The 18,417-nt window shown below is 53.8% G+C and carries 19 protein-coding genes and 1 tRNA gene; 5 read left to right on the forward strand and 15 right to left on the reverse strand.

The features are described from left to right. Nucleotides 1-78 precede the first annotated feature (78 nt). The 12 genes from ACFQPC_RS06375 to ACFQPC_RS06430 all read right to left on the reverse strand — a co-directional run bounded on the left by ACFQPC_RS06375 (nt 79) and on the right by ACFQPC_RS06430 (nt 11,754). Nucleotides 79-471, reverse strand: coding sequence for a MerR family transcriptional regulator (locus tag ACFQPC_RS06375; RefSeq protein ID WP_382270902.1), 393 nt, complete (start codon nt 469-471; stop codon nt 79-81). Nucleotides 472-476: 5 nt separating this feature from the next. Then, on the reverse strand, nt 477-830 hold the full coding sequence (locus ACFQPC_RS06380; RefSeq protein ID WP_465261803.1) for an integration host factor subunit alpha: 354 nt from the start codon (nt 828-830) through the stop codon (nt 477-479). Nucleotides 831-912: 82 nt separating this feature from the next. Next, nucleotides 913-3,342: a phenylalanine--tRNA ligase subunit beta gene (gene pheT / locus ACFQPC_RS06385; RefSeq protein WP_382270905.1), complete on the reverse strand. Its 2,430-nt coding sequence runs from the start codon at nt 3,340-3,342 to the stop codon at nt 913-915. 86 nt (nt 3,343-3,428) lie between these two features. After that, a complete protein-coding gene (gene pheS / locus ACFQPC_RS06390) occupies nt 3,429-4,445 on the reverse strand; it encodes a phenylalanine--tRNA ligase subunit alpha (protein ID WP_382270907.1) in 1,017 nt (338 codons plus the stop codon). A gap of 129 nt (nt 4,446-4,574) precedes the next feature. Beyond that, a complete protein-coding gene (rplT, locus tag ACFQPC_RS06395; RefSeq protein WP_012079346.1) occupies nt 4,575-4,934 on the reverse strand; it encodes a 50S ribosomal protein L20 in 360 nt (119 codons plus the stop codon). A 28-nt stretch (nt 4,935-4,962) separates the two neighbouring features. Further along, the gene (gene rpmI, locus ACFQPC_RS06400) at nt 4,963-5,160 is read right to left on the reverse strand and encodes a 50S ribosomal protein L35 (protein ID WP_124574982.1); all 198 of its coding nucleotides are present in this window, start codon (nt 5,158-5,160) and stop codon (nt 4,963-4,965) included. Between the two features lie 161 nt (nt 5,161-5,321). Continuing rightward, nucleotides 5,322-5,843, reverse strand: a complete 522-nt coding sequence (gene infC, locus ACFQPC_RS06405; RefSeq protein WP_083757418.1) for a translation initiation factor IF-3 — start codon at nt 5,841-5,843, stop codon at nt 5,322-5,324. Nucleotides 5,844-5,902: 59 nt separating this feature from the next. Next, entirely contained in the window at nt 5,903-7,810 is a 1,908-nt protein-coding gene (thrS, locus tag ACFQPC_RS06410; protein WP_382270909.1) for a threonine--tRNA ligase, read from the reverse strand. 224 nt (nt 7,811-8,034) lie between these two features. Then, nucleotides 8,035-8,111 (reverse strand) — tRNA-Val (locus ACFQPC_RS06415). Between the two features lie 105 nt (nt 8,112-8,216). After that, nucleotides 8,217-10,496 carry a RelA/SpoT family protein gene (locus ACFQPC_RS06420; protein WP_382270911.1) on the reverse strand — a complete coding sequence of 760 codons (2,280 nt, stop codon included), beginning with the start codon at nt 10,494-10,496 and terminating at the stop codon, nt 8,217-8,219. 7 nt (nt 10,497-10,503) lie between these two features. Beyond that, the gene (locus ACFQPC_RS06425; protein ID WP_382271877.1) at nt 10,504-10,854 is read right to left on the reverse strand and encodes a RidA family protein; all 351 of its coding nucleotides are present in this window, start codon (nt 10,852-10,854) and stop codon (nt 10,504-10,506) included. Nucleotides 10,855-10,887: 33 nt separating this feature from the next. Further along, nucleotides 10,888-11,754, reverse strand: coding sequence for an alpha/beta fold hydrolase (locus ACFQPC_RS06430; RefSeq protein WP_382270912.1), 867 nt, complete (start codon nt 11,752-11,754; stop codon nt 10,888-10,890). Nucleotides 11,755-11,907: 153 nt separating this feature from the next. On the opposite strand from ACFQPC_RS06430, the gene ACFQPC_RS06435 reads away from it, so the two are divergent. Further along, complete coding sequence (locus tag ACFQPC_RS06435) at nt 11,908-12,702, forward strand: 3-hydroxybutyrate dehydrogenase (protein WP_382270914.1); 795 nt, start codon at nt 11,908-11,910, stop codon at nt 12,700-12,702. 14 nt (nt 12,703-12,716) lie between these two features. Here ACFQPC_RS06435 and ACFQPC_RS06440 read toward each other — a convergent pair whose 3' ends face one another. Further along, nucleotides 12,717-13,370 carry a CoA transferase subunit B gene (locus tag ACFQPC_RS06440; protein ID WP_382270916.1) on the reverse strand — a complete coding sequence of 218 codons (654 nt, stop codon included), beginning with the start codon at nt 13,368-13,370 and terminating at the stop codon, nt 12,717-12,719. 22 nt (nt 13,371-13,392) lie between these two features. Continuing rightward, nucleotides 13,393-14,091: a CoA transferase subunit A gene (locus ACFQPC_RS06445; RefSeq protein WP_382270918.1), complete on the reverse strand. Its 699-nt coding sequence runs from the start codon at nt 14,089-14,091 to the stop codon at nt 13,393-13,395. A gap of 122 nt (nt 14,092-14,213) precedes the next feature. Here ACFQPC_RS06445 and ACFQPC_RS06450 point away from each other — a divergent pair, with 122 nt between their 5' ends. From ACFQPC_RS06450 to ACFQPC_RS06460, 3 genes are all read left to right on the forward strand, one after another. After that, nucleotides 14,214-14,780, forward strand: coding sequence for a LuxR C-terminal-related transcriptional regulator (locus ACFQPC_RS06450; protein ID WP_382270920.1), 567 nt, complete (start codon nt 14,214-14,216; stop codon nt 14,778-14,780). A gap of 78 nt (nt 14,781-14,858) precedes the next feature. Next, complete coding sequence (locus ACFQPC_RS06455; protein WP_382270921.1) at nt 14,859-15,245, forward strand: hypothetical protein; 387 nt, start codon at nt 14,859-14,861, stop codon at nt 15,243-15,245. Nucleotides 15,246-15,271: 26 nt separating this feature from the next. Then, complete coding sequence (locus tag ACFQPC_RS06460) at nt 15,272-15,679, forward strand: DUF1801 domain-containing protein (protein WP_382270923.1); 408 nt, start codon at nt 15,272-15,274, stop codon at nt 15,677-15,679. A 62-nt stretch (nt 15,680-15,741) separates the two neighbouring features. Here the strand turns inward: ACFQPC_RS06460 and ACFQPC_RS06465 are convergent, their stop codons facing one another. Then, nucleotides 15,742-16,518 carry an SDR family oxidoreductase gene (locus ACFQPC_RS06465; protein ID WP_382270924.1) on the reverse strand — a complete coding sequence of 259 codons (777 nt, stop codon included), beginning with the start codon at nt 16,516-16,518 and terminating at the stop codon, nt 15,742-15,744. 161 nt (nt 16,519-16,679) lie between these two features. On the opposite strand from ACFQPC_RS06465, the gene ACFQPC_RS06470 reads away from it, so the two are divergent. Next, nucleotides 16,680-18,368 carry an electron transfer flavoprotein-ubiquinone oxidoreductase gene (locus ACFQPC_RS06470; RefSeq protein WP_382270926.1) on the forward strand — a complete coding sequence of 563 codons (1,689 nt, stop codon included), beginning with the start codon at nt 16,680-16,682 and terminating at the stop codon, nt 18,366-18,368. Nucleotides 18,369-18,417 lie beyond the last annotated feature (49 nt).

An 18,417-nucleotide genomic window follows, 5' to 3' on the forward strand; every position in this document is an offset into this window, starting at 1 on the left:
AAGGGTTGCAGCAATTTTGCTGCAACCCTTTTTTCATTTCCAGCCCAAAAGAGCTGGTGTTCTGTTCTTCAGCCGATCTTATTTCAACAACGCCAGGATCTCGACCAACTCATTGCGGATATCAGCAAGCTGATCCGCATCTACCGTTGGCCCTGTATCCGGCACTGCATCATCATCGCCATTCGCTTCCAGGATACGGCTATCGAGCTTGTTACGCGCACCACTGATGGTGAAGCCCTGCTCGTACAAGAGTTCACGGATACGACGTATCAACAACACTTCATGATGCTGGTAATAACGACGGTTACCACGGCGCTTGACCGGCTTGAGTTGCGTGAATTCCTGTTCCCAATAACGCAGGACGTGTGGCTTCACCCCACACAGTTCGCTGACTTCACCGATAGTGAAGTAACGCTTGGCGGGAATTGGCGGCAAGGCAACCAATTCTGGTTTCTGGATCCGTTCGTTCATCTAAATCAGGCGGTTTGCACAAGCGGTTGTTGGCTGGAATCTTCCACCATACCCTTGAGCTTTTGACTGGCATGGAAAGTCACGACCCGACGTGCGGTGATCGGGATTTCTTCCCCGGTCTTCGGGTTACGGCCCGGGCGCTGTGGCTTGTCACGCAACTGGAAATTGCCGAAACCGGACAATTTGACCGATTCGCCACGCTCCAGTGCATTACGGATTTCGTCGAAAAAAGTCTCGACCATATCCTTGGCCTCACGCTTGTTCAAACCGACTTGCTCGAATAGCAACTCTGCCAGCTCAGCCTTGGTCAGGGTCGGGAGGTTTTTTTCCGCTTGTGAGCGTACTTGCGCCTCCATCATCGCGCGGTTGAGGTCGGCAGCTAATACAGATTGGAGTTCGGCTGAATTCACGTCGTTCATATTATTGTTAGTCCCTGCCTCGTTATGCACGCAATTTGGCCCCATGCTTGCTAGTGGCGGCAGCAACAAATGCGGCCATTGCGGCATCAACCAAATCGTCTTGCAGGGTTAATTGAGTATCTTGTAAGGTGAAGCGGAAAGCAAGGCTTTTTTCATCCTGCTCCAGACCTTTTCCACGATATTCATCAAATAAAACAACCACTTGCAGAATATTGCAAACTGGATTATGTTTCTTTTCGGAAATAAAAGCATCCATCAGGGCTTGCATAGGAACCGCTTGTTTTACCACCAGCGCCAGATCGCGAGTTACTGCAGGGAATTTGGAAATTTCCTTGTAGCTCGGGACGCCGACACTTTGCAATGCACTCGCGTTAACTTCAAATAAAACCGGTGCCAATGGCAGGTCATATTTTTGTTGCCAGCGTGGATGCAATTCACCGATAAAACCTATCTCTTCCCCATCCAGCAAAATACTGGCGGAACGTCCCGGGTGCAATGCCGGATGCTCGACTTTGACAAAAGTTAACGTCTTCGGAGCAAAGAGTGCTTCCAGATCGGACTTCACATCAAAGTAATCAACGTTGCGTGATGCCTGTCCCCATTGCTCTTCAGCAACCGAGCCATAAGCAATGGCAGCGACGCGTTTCGGCTGGTCGAAACCGGCCACCGACAATGGGCCATCTTGTTCAACCTTGTTGCGCAGGTAAATCGCACCGATTTCAAACAAACGGATGCGGCTGACCTTGCGATTCAGGTTGTAACGCACATTCGCGATCAGGCTGCCTATCATCGACGAGCGCATCACACTCATCTGGCTGGCGATAGGATTGAGCAGTTTGATCGGATTGGTATTGCCAGCGAAATCCGCTTCCCATTCCTGTTCAACGAAACTGAAATTGACCACTTCCTGGTAATCCGCATCAGCCAGTTGACGACGTATCGTAAACAGCGAGCGTGTATTTTCCGGGGGAATACGCATGGCACTTGCCGCTACCGGCGGCAAGGCGGGAATGTTTTCAAAACCGTAGACGCGCGCGATCTCTTCGATCAGGTCTTCTTCGATTTCGATATCGAAGCGATACGACGGTGGCGTCACCGAGAACACGCCATCCTTGTGCGTGAAGCTCAGGCCAAGGCGTGTGAAGATATCCGCGATCATTTCATCGGTCAGCGGCACGCCTATGACTTTGACGGCACGTGCAGTGCGTACGCTGACGGCTGCGCGCTTGGGCAGGTTCACCACGTGATCATCGATAGGACCAACTTTGGTCAAATCCTTCTGGCCGCAGATTTCAACGATCAATGCCGTGATGCGCTCCATGTGCTCGACTGTAGTCGCGAAGTCGACACCACGTTCAAAACGATGGGCTGCATCGGTAGAGAAGTTAAAACGACGGCCACGGCCCTGGATCGCATTCGGGTACCAGAATGCAGCTTCGAGGTAGATGTCTTGCGTATCCAGCGATACGGCGGTGGCATCACCACCCATGATGCCGGCCAGCGATTCGATTTCTTTCTCGTCCGCGATGACGCCTATCCACTCATCGACGGCAACCGTATTGCCATTCAACAGTTTCAGCGATTCACCCTTCTTGCCCCAGCGTACATCCAGTCCGCCGTGGATTTTGCTCAGGTCGAATACGTGCGTAGGACGGCCGAGTTCCAGCATGACGTAATTGGAGATATCCACCAGTGCCGAGATCGGACGCTGGCCGCTGCGCTCGAGGCGCTGCTTCATCCAGTCCGGTGTCTGGGCCTTGGCATTCAGGCCGCGTATGATGCGACCGGAGAAGCGACCGCACAAATCAGGGGCCGATACCTTGACCGGCAACACATCTGTAATTGTTGCTGCGACTGGCTGGAAGGTCGGTACTTTCAACGGCGTACCCGTCAATGCCGACACTTCACGCGCCACACCCAGCACCGACAGGCAATCCGCCTTGTTCGGCGTCAGCTTGATGGTGAACTTGAGGTCGTTCAGTTGATAGTAATCACGGAAATTTTGTCCGACTGGCGCATCAGCAGGCAAGTCCATCAGGCCGCCCTGCTCGTCCGACAATTTCAGTTCGCGTGCCGAGCACAACATGCCTTGCGATTCAACGCCGCGCAATGCGCCGACCTTGATTTCGAATGGTTTGCCGTCTTCACCAGGCGGCAGGATAGCGCCAGCCATCGCACAGACCACCTTCATGCCGGCGCGCACGTTAGGCGCACCGCACACGATGTTGAGCATGGTGCCGGTACCGACATTGACCTGGCACACATTCAAACGATCAGCATTCGGATGTTTGGCGACTTCCAGTACTTCGGCCACTACTACATTCGAAAATGGCGGCGCCACCGGTTCGACTTCTTCGACCTCGAGGCCGGACATCGTCAACAAGTGTGCCAATTCGTCCGAAGTCATGTTCGGATCGACCATCGTACGGAGCCAGCTTTCGGAAAATTGCATGATTAAAACCTTTTGCCACAGACGTCACAAAAATACAGAAAGAATCAGAGCGTGCATCCAGTGCGCGCTCCGGCTTGTCACTGCTTTTAGTTGAATTGTTTGAGAAACCGCAAATCGCCTTCGTAGAACAGGCGCAGATCGTTGATGCCGTAACGCAGCATCGTCAGGCGTTCGAGGCCGGAGCCAAACGCGAAGCCGATGAATTGTTCGGGATCAAAACCCATATTGCGCAGCACGGTCGGATGGACCTGACCCGCACCGGATACTTCCAGCCAGCGACCTTTCAGCGGACCACTACCGAACGCGATATCGATCTCGGCCGATGGTTCGGTGAACGGGAAGTAGGACGGACGGAAGCGCACTTGCAAATCGTCGGTTTCAAAGAAGGCTTTGACGAAATTGAGGTAGACACCCTTGAGGTCAGCGAAGCTGATGTTTTCATCTATCCACAAACCTTCCACCTGATGGAACATAGGCGAATGGGTGGCATCGCTATCGACGCGGTAGGTACGACCCGGTGCAATGACCTTGATCGGTGGTTTGTTCATGCGCGCATAGCGCACTTGCATCGGGCTGGTATGGGTACGCAGCAGCAAAGGCTTGCCTTGCGTATCCTTGCCTTCGATGTAGAAAGTGTCTTGCATCGAACGCGCAGGATGGTTCTCCGGGCTGTTCAATGCAGTGAAATTGGTCCAGTCGTTTTCAATTTCCGGACCGTCGGCAACGTCAAAGCCGATGGAACCGAAGATTTCTTCAACGCGCTGCCATGAGCGCATGACCGGGTGGATACCGCCGGTGCCGCGACCGCGACCTGGCAGTGTGATGTCGATAGCTTCCGCATTGAGACGCGCTTCCATCTGTGCATTCGATAATGCATCGCGGCGCGCAGTCAGTGCTGCTTCTATCTTTTCTTTGGCGGAGTTAATGACAGCGCCCTGTGCTTTGCGCTCTTCCGGCGCAAGCTTGCCCAGGCTCTTCATCTGTTCGGTGATCTGTCCCGTTTTACCGAGGTACTTCGCTTTCGCGTTTTCCAGCGCGGCGGCATCTTCTGCGGCGGCGAAATCGGTCTGGGCTTGGGTGACTAATTGTTCGAGGTGATTCATGCGGTTTGTTCTCGTCCTTTGCAAGGAAGCCGAAAAGGAAAGCAAAAATAAAACGGGGCATAGGTATGGAACCCTGCCCCGCTCGGATATTGCTGCACCGTCCGCAGACGGTGCATACGATCACAACACTTAAGCAGCGATGTTTGCTTTCACCTGATTCACAATTGCAGCGAATGCCGGTTTGTCCATCACAGCCATATCGGCCAGGACTTTACGGTCCAGTTCGATGGATGCGCGTTTCAGACCGTTCATGAACACGCTGTATGTCAGACCATGTTCACGCGATGCTGCATTGATACGGGTGATCCACAGAGCGCGGAAAACGCGTTTCTTGTTACGACGATCGCGGTATGCATATTGACCAGCGCGCATAACTGCTTGCTTGGCAATACGGTATACCTTGCTGCGACGACCACGATAGCCTTTGGCTTGGTCGAGGACTTTCTTATGACGGGCCCGTGCTGTGACCCCACGTTTTACTCTAGGCATGATTACTCCTTAATAATTGAGTGTGAGGTTAAGCGGTAGGCATCATTGCGCGTACGGAATTCATGTTGGTGTCATGGACACCGACAGCACCGCGCAATTGACGTTTGTTTTTGGTAGTTTTTTTGGTCAGGATGTGACGTTTGAACGCTTGACCGCGTTTAACGGTACCACCCGGACGTACACGAAAGCGCTTTTTGGCGCTGCTTTTCGTTTTCATTTTAGGCATGACACACTCTGTCCTTTTAAGGGACAGTTCCATTTTATATGATTGCAGGTGGCAACAATTTCGTTACGCTTGGATGCCTGCTTTCACTTGTTATGCAGTGGAATCGAGTCCACTGCTATTTTGTGTAAATCGTCCGTTACCGGACGATGCACACGAAATTCTTATTTCTTTTTCTTCGGCGACAGAACCATGATCATCTGACGGCCTTCCATCTTTGGCCACTGTTCGACCTGGCCATATGGCTCCAGATCTTGTTTCAGACGTTCCAGCATTCTTACGCCGATATCCTGATGCGCCATTTCACGACCGCGGAAACGCAGTGTGATTTTGGTTTTATCGCCATCTTCCAGGAATTTGATCAGGTTGCGCAGCTTGATGTTGTAATCACCATCATCGGTACCAGGCCGGAATTTGACTTCCTTGACCAGAATGATCTTCTGTTTCAGCTTGGCTTCGTGCGCCTTCTTTTGTTCCTGGTATTTGAACTTGCCGTAATCCATCAGGCGTGCGACTGGTGGTTGCGCGGTTGGCGCAATCTCTACCAGATCGACGTTAGCCTCTTCCGCCAGGCGGAAGGCTTCTGCCAGAGTAACGATACCGAGTGCCTCGTTTTCGACACCACTCAAACGCAATTCAGGCGCTGTAATTTCACCGTTGATCCGATGCGACTTGTCAGTAGCTATTGCAATTTCCTTTTAAAATCAAATAATTAAGCCGTGCTCTTGCGCTATGGGTTACCCCGTTAGGCTTTGGCGTCTATCTCGCTATTGAGACGATCCACCAATAAATCGACAGGCATTACACCCAGATCGACATTGCCTCGCGCTCGCACGGCCACTGTACCTGCGTCCCGTTCTTTATCGCCAATAACAATGATGTACGGCAGCTTCTGAACGGAATGCTCGCGTATTTTATAGGTAATTTTCTCATTACGCAAATCAAGGTGTACCCTAAACCCTTGTTTTTTCAGGTTTTGTGCAACAGCCTGTGCATATTCAGCCTGCGCATCCGAAATGTTCAGTACCGCGATTTGCACCGGAGCAAGCCACAAAGGCAAGGCACCGGCGTAATGTTCGATCAAAATACCGATAAAACGCTCGAGCGAACCGACAATCGCCCGGTGCAACATGATCGGGGTTTTACGGGTGTTATCAACTGCTACATATTCCGCACCCAGGCGGCCCGGCATCGACGGATCGATCTGCACGGTACCGACTTGCCATGCACGTCCCAGGCTGTCTTTCAGGTGGTATTCGATTTTCGGGCCGTAGAACGCGCCCTCGCCCGGCAATTCGGTCCAGCTGACGCCACAGGCACGCAGCGCGGAGCGCAGCGATTCCTCGGCAATATCCCAGCTCTCTTCGGTGCCGATACGACTATCCGGACGCAAGGCCAGCTTGACGTCGATGTTTTCAAAGCCGAACGCCGCATACACCGCCATCGCTTGCGCATGGAAAGCTGTTACCTCTTCGGCAATTTGTTCTTCAGTACAGAAAATATGGCCGTCATCCTGCGTAAAGCCACGCACGCGCATCATGCCGTGCAAGGCACCGGATGGCTCATTGCGATGGCACTGGCCGAATTCGCCGTAGCGCAAAGGCAGGTCGCGATAGCTGCGCATATCGCTATTGTAAATTTGTACATGGCCCGGGCAGTTCATCGGCTTGAGCGCGTATGAACGGTTTTCCGACTCGGTCACGAACATGTTTTCGCGATAGTTATCCCAGTGGCCGGTTTTTTCCCACAAGCCACGATCCAGGATTTGCGGCGCTTTGACTTCCTGGTAATCGTTATCCTGGTAGACCTTGCGCATGTATTGCTCGACCTGTTGCCAGATCGACCAGCCTTTTGGATGCCAAAAGATCAAGCCCGGCGCTTCTTCCTGGAAATGGAAGAAATCCAGTTGCTTGCCCAGTTTGCGGTGATCGCGCTTCTCAGCTTCTTCCAGCATGTGCAGGTAAGCTTCCTGCTCTTCTTTCTTCGCCCAAGCAGTACCGTAGATCCGCTGCAGCATTTCATTCTTGGAATCGCCGCGCCAGTAGGCACCGGCCAGCTTCATCAGCTTGAATACTTTCAGCTTGCCGGTCGACGGCACGTGCGGCCCACGGCACAGGTCGGTGAACTTGCCTTCGGTGTACAGCGAAACTTCCTGGTCCGCCGGGATCGATTCGATGATTTCAGCCTTGTATGCCTCACCTATCGATTTGAAATAAGCGACGGCTTCATCACGCGGCATGACTTTACGCGTAACCGGCTCATCTTTTTTCGCCAGCTCGGTCATTTTCTTTTCGATCGCGACCAGGTCATCAGGTGTAAACGGACGCTTGTACGAGAAATCGTAATAAAAGCCGTTATCGATCACAGGGCCGATGGTGACTTGCGCATCAGGAAACAATTCCTTGACCGCATACGCAAGCAAATGGGCGGTCGAATGACGGATCACATCGATACCTTCCGCATCCTTGTCGGTGATGATAGCCAGATCGCTGTCTTTCTCGATCAGGTAGGAGGTATCCACTACATCGCCGTTGACCTTGCCGGCCAATGCCGCTTTGGCAAGACCGGTGCCGATATTGGCGGCAACTTGCGCTACGGTGACAGGCGCATCAAATTCACGTTGCGAACCATCGGGAAGTCGGACTGTAATCATTTTGCTCTCCGTTTCAGCGGGACCCTGCATGCTGACGCTAGACTGGATAAATTGAACAACAAAAAATGCGGACGAAAAAAAACGCGGGCTAGCCGCGCTTTTTCAAATGGTAATGACGAAAAAGAACCCGACTTAGCGTCGCCTGGAAACCGATGTGGTTGCCGTTCGCGGTGTCATAACCGGGTTTGCCTTTCTCGCTCTTACAGGTTTTACCAATTTTTCGTTGGTAGGCACGATTGGACTCGAACCAACGACCCCTACCATGTCAAGGTAGTGCTCTAACCAGCTGAGCTACGCGCCTAAAGAAGCGAAATTATAGCGAGAAATTATCTACTTAGCTAGTGCTTCTGCGAACTAAGTGCAAAAATTTCAAAGCGGGCTGATTTTGCCGGTAGAAATCAGGCCATCAATGCCGCTTGGCTTCCAGAACGCCGCTGACTTCGCGTATCACATTGAGTGCCTTTTGCAATTGCGCCGTGGAAGCAATTTCCGCGGTGAAGGCCATGCGCGCCTGCCCTTTCACGCTTTGGGTGCTGACGCCGATCACATTGATTTTTTCACGCAGGAAAATATCCGAAATGTCGCGCAGCAAACCTTGTCGGTCGCCGGCCAGCACAAAGATATCGACCGGATACACAGTGGCCGACTCCGGCCGGCCCCAGGCAGTCTGGATGACACGCTCGGGCGCCTTGGTGCGCATCTCGACGAAATTCTTGCAATCGGCGCGATGGATGGACACACCCTTGCCACGCGTAATGAAGCCGACGATGTCATCCGGCGGTGCCGGTTTGCAGCACTTTGCCAATTGCGTCATCAAACCATCGGTACCAACCACCAGCACGCCGGACTTGGCACCGTGCACCACGCTGGAAGCACGGCTCTTGCGCGGGATGACGGCATCATCCGACTCGGTCGCTGCGTTCGGATCATCACCATGCAAAGCATGTTCAACCGTGCGCAGGCTGAACTCATCCTTGCCCACTGCGAGGAAGAGATCATCGACTTTGGAAAAACCCAGCTTGTGTGCCAGTTCTTCCAGGTTGACAGCTGTTTTACCTTCACGCTGCAGCGTCTTTTCCACCAGGCCACGACCATGCGACAAGGTTTCTTGCTGATCAATCGCATTGAACCATGCACGCACTTTGGCACGGGTACGCGAACTGACTGCATAACCAGGTGATAGCCAATCGCGCGACGGACCGACAGTACCGGTCACGGTGCTGACACCTTTGGCGGTAATGATGTCTACGGTCTGCCCGTTTTTCAATACCGTATTCAGCGGCACCAGCACACCGTCGACGCGCGCACCGCGGCAACGATGACCGACATCGCTGTGCAAGTGATACGCAAAATCGATAGGCGTCGCGCCGTTCGGCAATTCGATTACGCGTGCCTGTGGCGTCAAGACATAGATGCGATCATCCAGTGTCGCCGACTTGAGTTTTTCCACCCAGTCGCGATGTACTTCTTCCTGGCCGACCACGGTATCGACCACCTCGCTTTTCCACGCCAGCAACTGGCGTAGCCACGCGATTTTTTCATCGTACTTCTGGCCGGAGAAATTCGAACCACCGGCTTCCTTATAACGCCAGTGTGCAGCGACGCCGTATTCGGCAAAGTCGTGCATATCGTTGGTGCGCACTTGCACTTCCAGCGGGCGGCCGTCTTCTGCAATCACAATGGTATGCAGTGACTGATAGCCATTCGATTTCGGACGCGAAATATAGTCGTCAAATTCTTCCGGGATCGGTGCCCATATATTGTGAATGATGCCAAGTACGGTATAGCAGGTTTTGACGTCATCCACGATCACGCGGAAAGCACGCACGTCATACAGATCGGAAAACTCTATCGCCTTGCCGCGCAGCTTGCTCCAGATACTGAAGATATGTTTCGGCCTGCCAAAAACTTCGGCCTTGATGCCGGCAGCGGCCATCTCCGATTGCAGGCGTTTGATCGCGTTTTCCACGAAGGCTTCGCGCTCTACGCGTTTCTCTTCCAGTTGCGATGCGATGCGCTTGTAGGCTTCCGGCTGCAGGAAGCGGAAAGATAAATCTTCCAGCTCCCACTTCAGTTGCCAGACGCCAAGACGATTGGCCAGTGGCGCATAGAGATCAAAGGTCTCACGTGCGTACTGTTTCGAGCGTTCGTTCTGTACCTTGTTATCGGCAAAGTAGCGCAAGGTCGTCACACGTGTACCGAGACGCACCAGTACGACGCGCATATCGGATGCCATTGCCAGCAACATCTTGCGTACGACTTCGAGCTGTGCCGCTGCTTCCTGCGCTGCATTCTTGCTGCGTGCCGCTTCATGCTGGACAAAGGTGACTTCGTGCAGGCGCATCAATTGCCGTACGCCCAGCACGAGGTTGTTCACTTCCTTGCCGAAGCGCTCTTCTATCTTCTCGGCAGCGGCCGGATCGATAGTCGCCAGCTCAAACAGTAAAGCTGCGATGCGGGTATCGGCATCAGTTTCCAATTGAGAGAGAACAGTCGCCACACCTTGCGCAAACTCGAAGGTGTCCTGTTCGCTTTCAAATGCATCCTGACCTGCTGAAACTTTCTTGCCGCTGTAAATCGGTTTGACGAAGGCGAGCGCATCCATCACACGCGCACTGTCGTGTTCGGTCAAACCAGAGCGAAGTAGCTCTTGCGTATCGCTCTGTGCTGATGCTAAGGAAACCATTTAAAACCTAAGAAGATGCTGCAACTACGATTATCTCTACCAGGCGCTTCGGATCAGGAAACTGCGCACCCACTGTGGCACGCGGCGGCGTATGGCCTTGCGGTACCCATTCGTTCCACGCTTCATTCATGCCGTCGAAATCCTTCACGTTGGCAATAAAAATCTGACACGACAAAATACGTGTCTTGTCGCTGCCCGCTTCTGCCAGCAGGCGGTCAATATGCCCGAGCACTTCCCGGGTCTGGCCCTGGATATTGTGCGTCGTGTCTTCAGCGATTTGTCCGGCCAAGTATACCGTGCCGTTGTGTATTGCCACTTCAGACAAGGTATCGCCTATGTGCAAGCGTGTAATGTTCATCATGTATCCAATATAAAAACCAGCCTGGAAATATCAAGCCAGTAAAAATTTCTTTGCCAATGCAATCTGGTCGGCATGCAGGAAAGTCGGCGCATGGCCGACACCGGCCAGTTCCACCACCTGCGCTTTCGGCCCGCGTTGTGACATCGCCTGCATCGTTTGGTTCGACAACAAATCGGACTCTGCACCACGGATCACCAATGTCGGGCAGCGGATCGCATCGTAAGCGGCCCACAGGCGCTCCGTATCTGCCTGCACGCTATGCACGGTAGTCGCCTTGAACGGCACGGCTATCCCCGGGTCATAGCTAAACACCCATTGCCCGTCTGCATCCTGATGCATCACATCGGCCGCCATTTTGCGCCACTGCGTGTCATTGTGCGGCCCGAAGGACAAAGAAATTGCGCGCACGTAATTCCATGCTTCGTCAAAAGTTGCGAAGCGCACATCCTTGCCGACATACTCGCCTATGCGTGCCAAAGCCACTGCATCCATTTCCGGGCCGATATCATTCAGTATCAGCTTACGTATCGGATTCGCAGGCAGAGATGCAAGTGCCATGCCTATCACGCCACCCAGCGATGTCCCCAACCAGTGCAATTCGCTTACACCGAGGCGTGCTATCAGAGTCACCATATCGCTGACGTATTGCGGGATTTGGTAATACTGCGGGTCCAGCAAGCGACCGGAACGACCACGTCCCACTACATCCGGACAAATCACCCGATAGTCATTCGCCAACTCCGCCGCCAACATATCGAAATCATCGGACACCCGGCTCAAGCCATGTACGCAGACCAGGGTATTCGGGTTACTGCTATCACCCCATTCCTTGTACGACATTTGATGCAGGCCGGTTGGGGAAAGGCATTGCACGGACTTGATTTGTAGCTGGGTCATAAGTTTCGCCATGGGATGGTCGGCGCATGGTGCGCGACATTTGCGGTTTTCTCTTGTTTATTTCTTGTCTCTTTATTGCTTCTTTTTTTGCGCTTACGCGTAGAATCTTACCAAAGATCGCCACGCAGAAACTTTCAGCTTGAAAGGTAGACCATGCAAAACGCTCCACTTCACGGCAAAACCGCGCTGGTAACCGGCTCTACTTCCGGCATCGGCCTGGGAATTGCGCAAGCACTGGCACAGCAAGGCGCCGATATCGTGCTCAACGGTTTCGGTGATGCAAATGAAATCAAGACGCTGCAGGCGGCATTGATGCGCAACTACGGCGTCAAATGTGTGCACCACCCTGCTGATATGTCCAAGCCGACGGAAATCGCCGCAATGATGGCCTTCGCCGCCGAGCAATTCGGCAAGGTCGATATCCTCGTCAACAACGCCGGCATCCAGCATACCGAAACGATAGAAGACTTCCCGGTAGAGAAATGGGACGCGATTATCGCGATCAACCTCTCATCCGCTTTCCACACCACCCGCCTCGCACTACCGATGATGCAAGCCAAAAACTGGGGACGCATCATCAATATTGCATCGGTGCATGGCCTGGTCGGTTCGGTCCAGAAATCGGCCTATGTCGCGGCCAAACATGGCATCGTCGGCCTGACCAAAGTGACGGCACTGGAAATGGCGCATACCGGCATTACCTGTAATGCGATTTGCCCGGGTTGGGTCTTGACGCCACTGGTGCAGAAACAGGTGGATGCGCGCGCCGCCCGTGAAGGCTTGTCAGATGAAGCGGCGAAGAAGGATTTGGTATCCGAGAAACAGCCATCCGGCGAATTTGTCACACCCCAGCAACTGGGAGCGCTGGCGGTTTTCCTGTGCAGCGATGCTGCGGTACAGGTACGCGGTGCCGCGTGGAATATGGATGGCGGCTGGACTGCGCAATAAGTCCAGCGCCGGGTTTACTGCAGTTTGCTACTGTCCAGCGGTACACCGGTACCGGCCTGGATTTCATCCAGCGTGACACCTGTTGCCAGTTCCACTAATTGCAGACCTTGCGGGGTCACATCCATCACCCCCAGATCGGTGATGATGCGATCAACCACCGCAACACCCGTCAACGGCAGGCTGCATTGCGGCAGTATCTTGTGCGATACCGAACCATCCTTGGCGCGCGCCACATGCTCCATCAAGACCACAATGCGCTTGACACCGGCGACCAGGTCCATCGCGCCGCCCATGCCTTTGACCATCTTGCCCGGGATCATCCAGTTCGCCAGGTCACCCTGTGCCGAGACCTGCATCGCACCGAGCAAGGCAATATCGATTTTGCCGCCACGTATCATGCCGAAAGAATCAGCCGAACTGAAGTAGGACGAACCCGGCAATGAAGTAACGGTCTGTTTGCCTGCATTGATCAGGTCCGGATCCAGTTCATCCTCGGTCGGGAACGGTCCGATACCAAGCAAGCCATTCTCTGACTGCAACCAGACATGGATATCATCCGGCACATAATTCGCCACCAGTGTCGGCAAACCGATGCCGAGGTTAACGTAAGCACCATCCTGCAATTCCTGTGCGGCACGCGCCGCCATTTCTTCCCGGGTCCAGGCCATGAGAGTCTCCGATTCGAATTGATTAGCTTGTGCGCAAGGTACGTTGCTCGATCCGCTTTTGCGGATGTGCATTCAGTACGATGCGATGGATAAAAATACCCGGCGTATGCACATGATCCGGATCGATCTCGCCAATCTCCACCAGTTTCTCCACTTCGACCACGGTGATCTTTCCGGCCATCGCCACATTCGGGTTGAAATTGCGTGCAGTGCGGCGATACACGAGGTTGCCCGCCTTGTCCGCCATGTAAGCTTTGACGATGGACACGTCGGCGACCAGGGAGCGCTCCATTACATATTGTTCGCCATCGAATTCGCGCACATCCTTGCCTTCGGCGACCACGGTACCAACACCGGTTTTCGTGAAGAATGCAGGGATACCGGCCCCGCCGGCGCGTAATTTCTCGGCCAGTGTTCCTTGCGGTGTGAATTCCAATTCCAGTTCGCCAGCCAGGTACTGGCGTTCGAATTCCTTGTTTTCGCCTACATAGGAGGCAATCATTTTCTTGATCTGGCGTGTTTGCAGCAATTGACCCAGGCCGGCATCGTCCACCCCGGCATTATTGGAAATAGCGGTCAGGTTTTGCACGCCGGAGTCACGCAAGGCGGCAATCAGGGCTTCCGGGATGCCGCATAGGCCAAAACCGCCGACCGCGATGGTTTGTCCATCCCGGACTATATCCGCCAGTGCGGAGGCCGCATCAGGATAAACTTTGTTCATAGGCACCCTTCTTTGTGTAGAGTAAACCGCAACGGAACAACAAAAGTGCATCTGCCAGCATACGGCGGCACTGTCATAGTCACAATACCGTAGAACTACGAGGAATGAAGGCTGAATCCGGCATGAATGAACCCGCAGACATCGATTATGAAAGCATATTCCGGCATGCGCCTATCGGCATGTGCATATCGCAGCATCGCGTCATGCATGACTGCAATCACGCGCTGGCGGCGATGTTTGGCTATGGGCATGGTGCGCTGAACGGACTCTCATTCGCACTGCTTTACCCCAGTTATGTGGAATTTGAGCGGACCGGCGCCCGCATCGTTCCCATCATGAATGCCAAGGGTTGTTACTCGGACGAGCGCATCATGAAGCGTGCGGACGGGCAGTTATTTTGGTGTCATGTAAGCGGACGCGCGCTGCACAGTTCAGACCCACATGCCGCCGGCATCTGGACTTTCGAGGATTTGAGTGAAAAACGTCCGGTCACGGCCGAACTGACACCCCGCGAACGTGAAATTGCCGCGCTATTGGTGGATGGCAAAACCAGCAAACTGATCGCCAAGCAAATCGGCCTCAGCCCGCGTACGGTGGAAATGCACCGGGCCAAGCTGATGCGGAAATTTACCGCAACCACATCCAGTGAACTGGTGAATCGCTTGCTTGGCGTAGCGCGTCAAATATAAAATTAAACACTTGCAAACGCTTTTGCTATTACGTCCTTGTATCCTGCCCATCCCCTCTGACCACAGACTGGAATCGACATGCGCACGAACCTTGCAGCCCTCCGCCTTATCGCGATATTCATCCTCAGCTTCCCCCTGTTAGCCATGGCGCAACAAAAAGCTTGCCTGATGGAAGGCAGCTTTACGGTCGCCGGCGAAAAAACGGAGATCAAGGATTGTTTGCAAAACAATGGCATCCCGCACGGGCAATTTGTCGAAACCTGCAATAGCCTGTCGCAAGCGACCGCAGCATTCGGCGGACCACCTGCCAAGACGACGTATATGGCAGCTTGTCCGGCCCCGGCACAAGGTGTCTGTGTAGGATTCTTTGGCCAGCCTTTAAGCAGCCACTATTACAAGCGCGACCCCAAGACTTTGGCCTCGACCAAATCGGGATGCCAGGCACAGGGTGGGAAGTGGCAATAAGCTGCCAGTTGTGACAAGGAAGGCCCATGATGAAACCGTTCATGCATCATCAGGTCCGGGCCAAATTTGATACCTATCCGCCTGAGGCACGCCGGCGCCTGCTTGCCTTGCGTGAGCTGGTTTTTCAAACGGCGGAAAACACCAGCGGTGTCGGCGAACTGGAAGAATCGCTGAAATGGGGTGAGCCAGCCTACGCCCCCAAAAACAAGGCTGGCAGCACGCTACGTATCGATTGGAAAGAAAAGGATCCGCTGAACTACGCAATGTACTTTCATTGCCAGACCAACCTGGTCGAAACGTTCCGGACTATATTCCCGCACGACTTCACATTCCAGGGCAACCGCGCCCTGATCCTCAGGCTGGAAGATGAAGCACCACAAGATGCGCTGGCAATCTGCATTGCCGCCGCCCTGACCTACCATTTAAAAAAATGAAACCAAAGCCGATTTCCACCTGCTTGCCGATGGGCGGCCAGATGGAAATCCTTATGGGGAAGTTATTGCACGCTCATGCCATCGTCGGCCGTCATGATGGCACCATTGATGAAGTGCGATTCCTCGGCTGCCAGTAACAACAGCAAACCATCCAGGTCTTCCGGTTTGCCGATGCGTTTACGCGGCAACATTTCCAGTACTTGCTTGCCCTGTTCGCTCTGGAAATATTCGGAATTAATTTCAGTACCGATATAGCCGGGACAGATGGCATTGACGTTAATGCCGAATTTCCCCCACTCCAGCGCCATCGCTTTGGTCATATGCACCACCGCCGCCTTGCTGACACAGTACATACCCAGCTCGGGCACGACACGCAAACCTGCGACCGAACCGATATTGATGATGCGATGCTGCTTTTTCGGGTCACCTTTATGGCGCGCAATCATGCGTTTCGCAACTTCTTGCGCGACAAAAAATGCACCACGCTGATTGGTATCCATCACGTGCGCATAGTCTTCCGGCGTCACATCGACCAAACGCTGGCTGGACGACACTCCCGAGTTATTGACCAGGATATCGATCGCGCCGGTTTCAGTCTCGGCATGTGCAATCGCAGATTTGATGCTGGCGTAATCGGTAACATCGAGGCTGACGACCTGGGCCGCACCGCCTTCAGCTTCGATCTCGGCACGCAATTCCTTCAGACGATCGACACGGCGTGCCGCCAGGATGACTTGCGCCCCTGCCATGGCCAGTACTTTTGCAAAACGTGCGCCAAGACCGCTGGAAGCACCGGTAACGAGGGCTACCTTGCCCTCAAAATTGACTTCTATGCCCACTGAATTCCCCTGATTGTTGACGCACTGCAAATAAAATACATGACTTACGCGTTATGATTACACGAAAGCGCAGTAATGCGTGTTTTTGCACTTCGTATTGCCGCTAAAACAAGGGACAATATCGGCTTCGGCGTGAAAGATATTTAGACTGCAATAAAACCATGACCAATACTCCTACTTCCGACTCCAGCCTGCTCGAACAATACGGCCCGCGCGAAGCGATGGAATACGATGTCGTAATCGTCGGCGGCGGCCCGGCCGGCCTGGCTGCGGCGATACGCCTCAAGCAACTCGCCGCTGAAAAAAATAGCGAAGTATCGGTTTGCATCCTGGAAAAAGGCGGCGAACTCGGTGCGCACATCCTGTCCGGCGCAGTGATGGATCCGCAAGCCATCACAGAATTGTTTCCGGACTGGAAGGAACGCGGCGCACCGTTGAACACAGCTGTTAGCGAAGACCGCTTCCTGTTCCTGACCGAGAAAAAGGCTTACAAGACGCCTAACTTTGTATTGCCGGCCTGCTTCCAGAACCATGGCAATTATGTGGTCTCGCTGGCCAACGTCGTGCGCTGGCTGGGCCAGCAAGCCGAAGCGCTGGGCGTAGAAGTATTCCCCGGCTTCCCTGCTGCTGAAATCCTGTACAACGACGACGGTTCGGTTAAAGGTGTAGCGACCGGCAATATGGGCGTGAATCGCGCTGGTGAGCCTACCGCGGCCTTCCAGCTGGGTATGGAACTGCATGCCAAGTACACCTTGTTTGCTGAAGGTTCACGCGGCAACCTCGGCAAGCAATTGCTGCAAAAATTCAAACTGGAAGAAGGCAAGGCGCCGCAAAGCTATGCGATCGGCATCAAGGAATTGTGGGAAATCGATCCGGCGCTGCACCAGCCCGGCCTGGTGATCCACACCGCCGGCTGGCCACTTGCCAGTGATACCTATGGCGGTTCCTTCCTCTATCACCTGGAAGACAATCAGGTCGCAGTCGGCTATGTAGTCGGCCTCGCCTATGACAATCCCTATCTGTCACCGTTTGAAGAATTCCAGCGCTACAAGACGCATCCGGCGATCAGTCGCTTCTTTGAAGGCGGCAAACGTATTTCCTACGGTGCACGCGCAATCACGGCAGGCGGCCTGCAATCACTGCCCAAGCTGGTGTTCCCCGGTGGTGCACTGATAGGCTGCGATGCCGGCTTCCTGAATGCCAGCCGCATCAAGGGTAGCCATGCCGCAATGAAGAGCGGGATGATGGCGGCCGATGCCGCATTTGTCGCATTGAACGAAGGCCGCCAGGCGGATGAATTGAGCGATTACCCGATCGCCTTCAAGCAATCCTGGTTGCATGAAGAATTGCATGTCGCGCGTAACTTCAAGCCGTGGATGAGCAAAGGCCTGTACACCGGCTCCCTGATGGTCGGCATCGACCAGCTCATCTTCCGTGGCAAGGCACCATGGACACTGCGCAATACGCACGCCGACCATACCTGCCTGCGCCCGGCTTCCGAGTTCCAGCCCATCGTGTATCCGAAGCCAGATAACAAGCTGACCTTCGATCGACTGTCATCGGTATTCATTTCAAATACCAATCACAGCGAAGACCAGCCCATCCACCTGACACTGAAAGATCCGACGGTGCCGGTACAGGTCAACCTGGCGCAGTACGCCGGTCCGGAATCGCGTTACTGCCCCGCTGCGGTCTATGAATTCGTCAAGACCGATGCCGGTGAAGATCGTTTGCAAATCAATGCGCAAAATTGCGTGCATTGCAAAACCTGCGACATCAAGGACCTGACACAGAATATCGTGTGGGTTACGCCGGAAGGCGGCGGTGGTCCCAACTATCCGAATATGTAAAACAAAAAAGCCGCGTATGCGGCTTTTTTTACGATCGGCTCATGCACCG

This window comes from Herminiimonas glaciei, from assembly GCF_042664955.1.
In the GTDB taxonomy this organism is placed as follows: Bacteria; Pseudomonadota; Gammaproteobacteria; order Burkholderiales; family Burkholderiaceae_D; genus Oxalicibacterium; species Oxalicibacterium glaciei.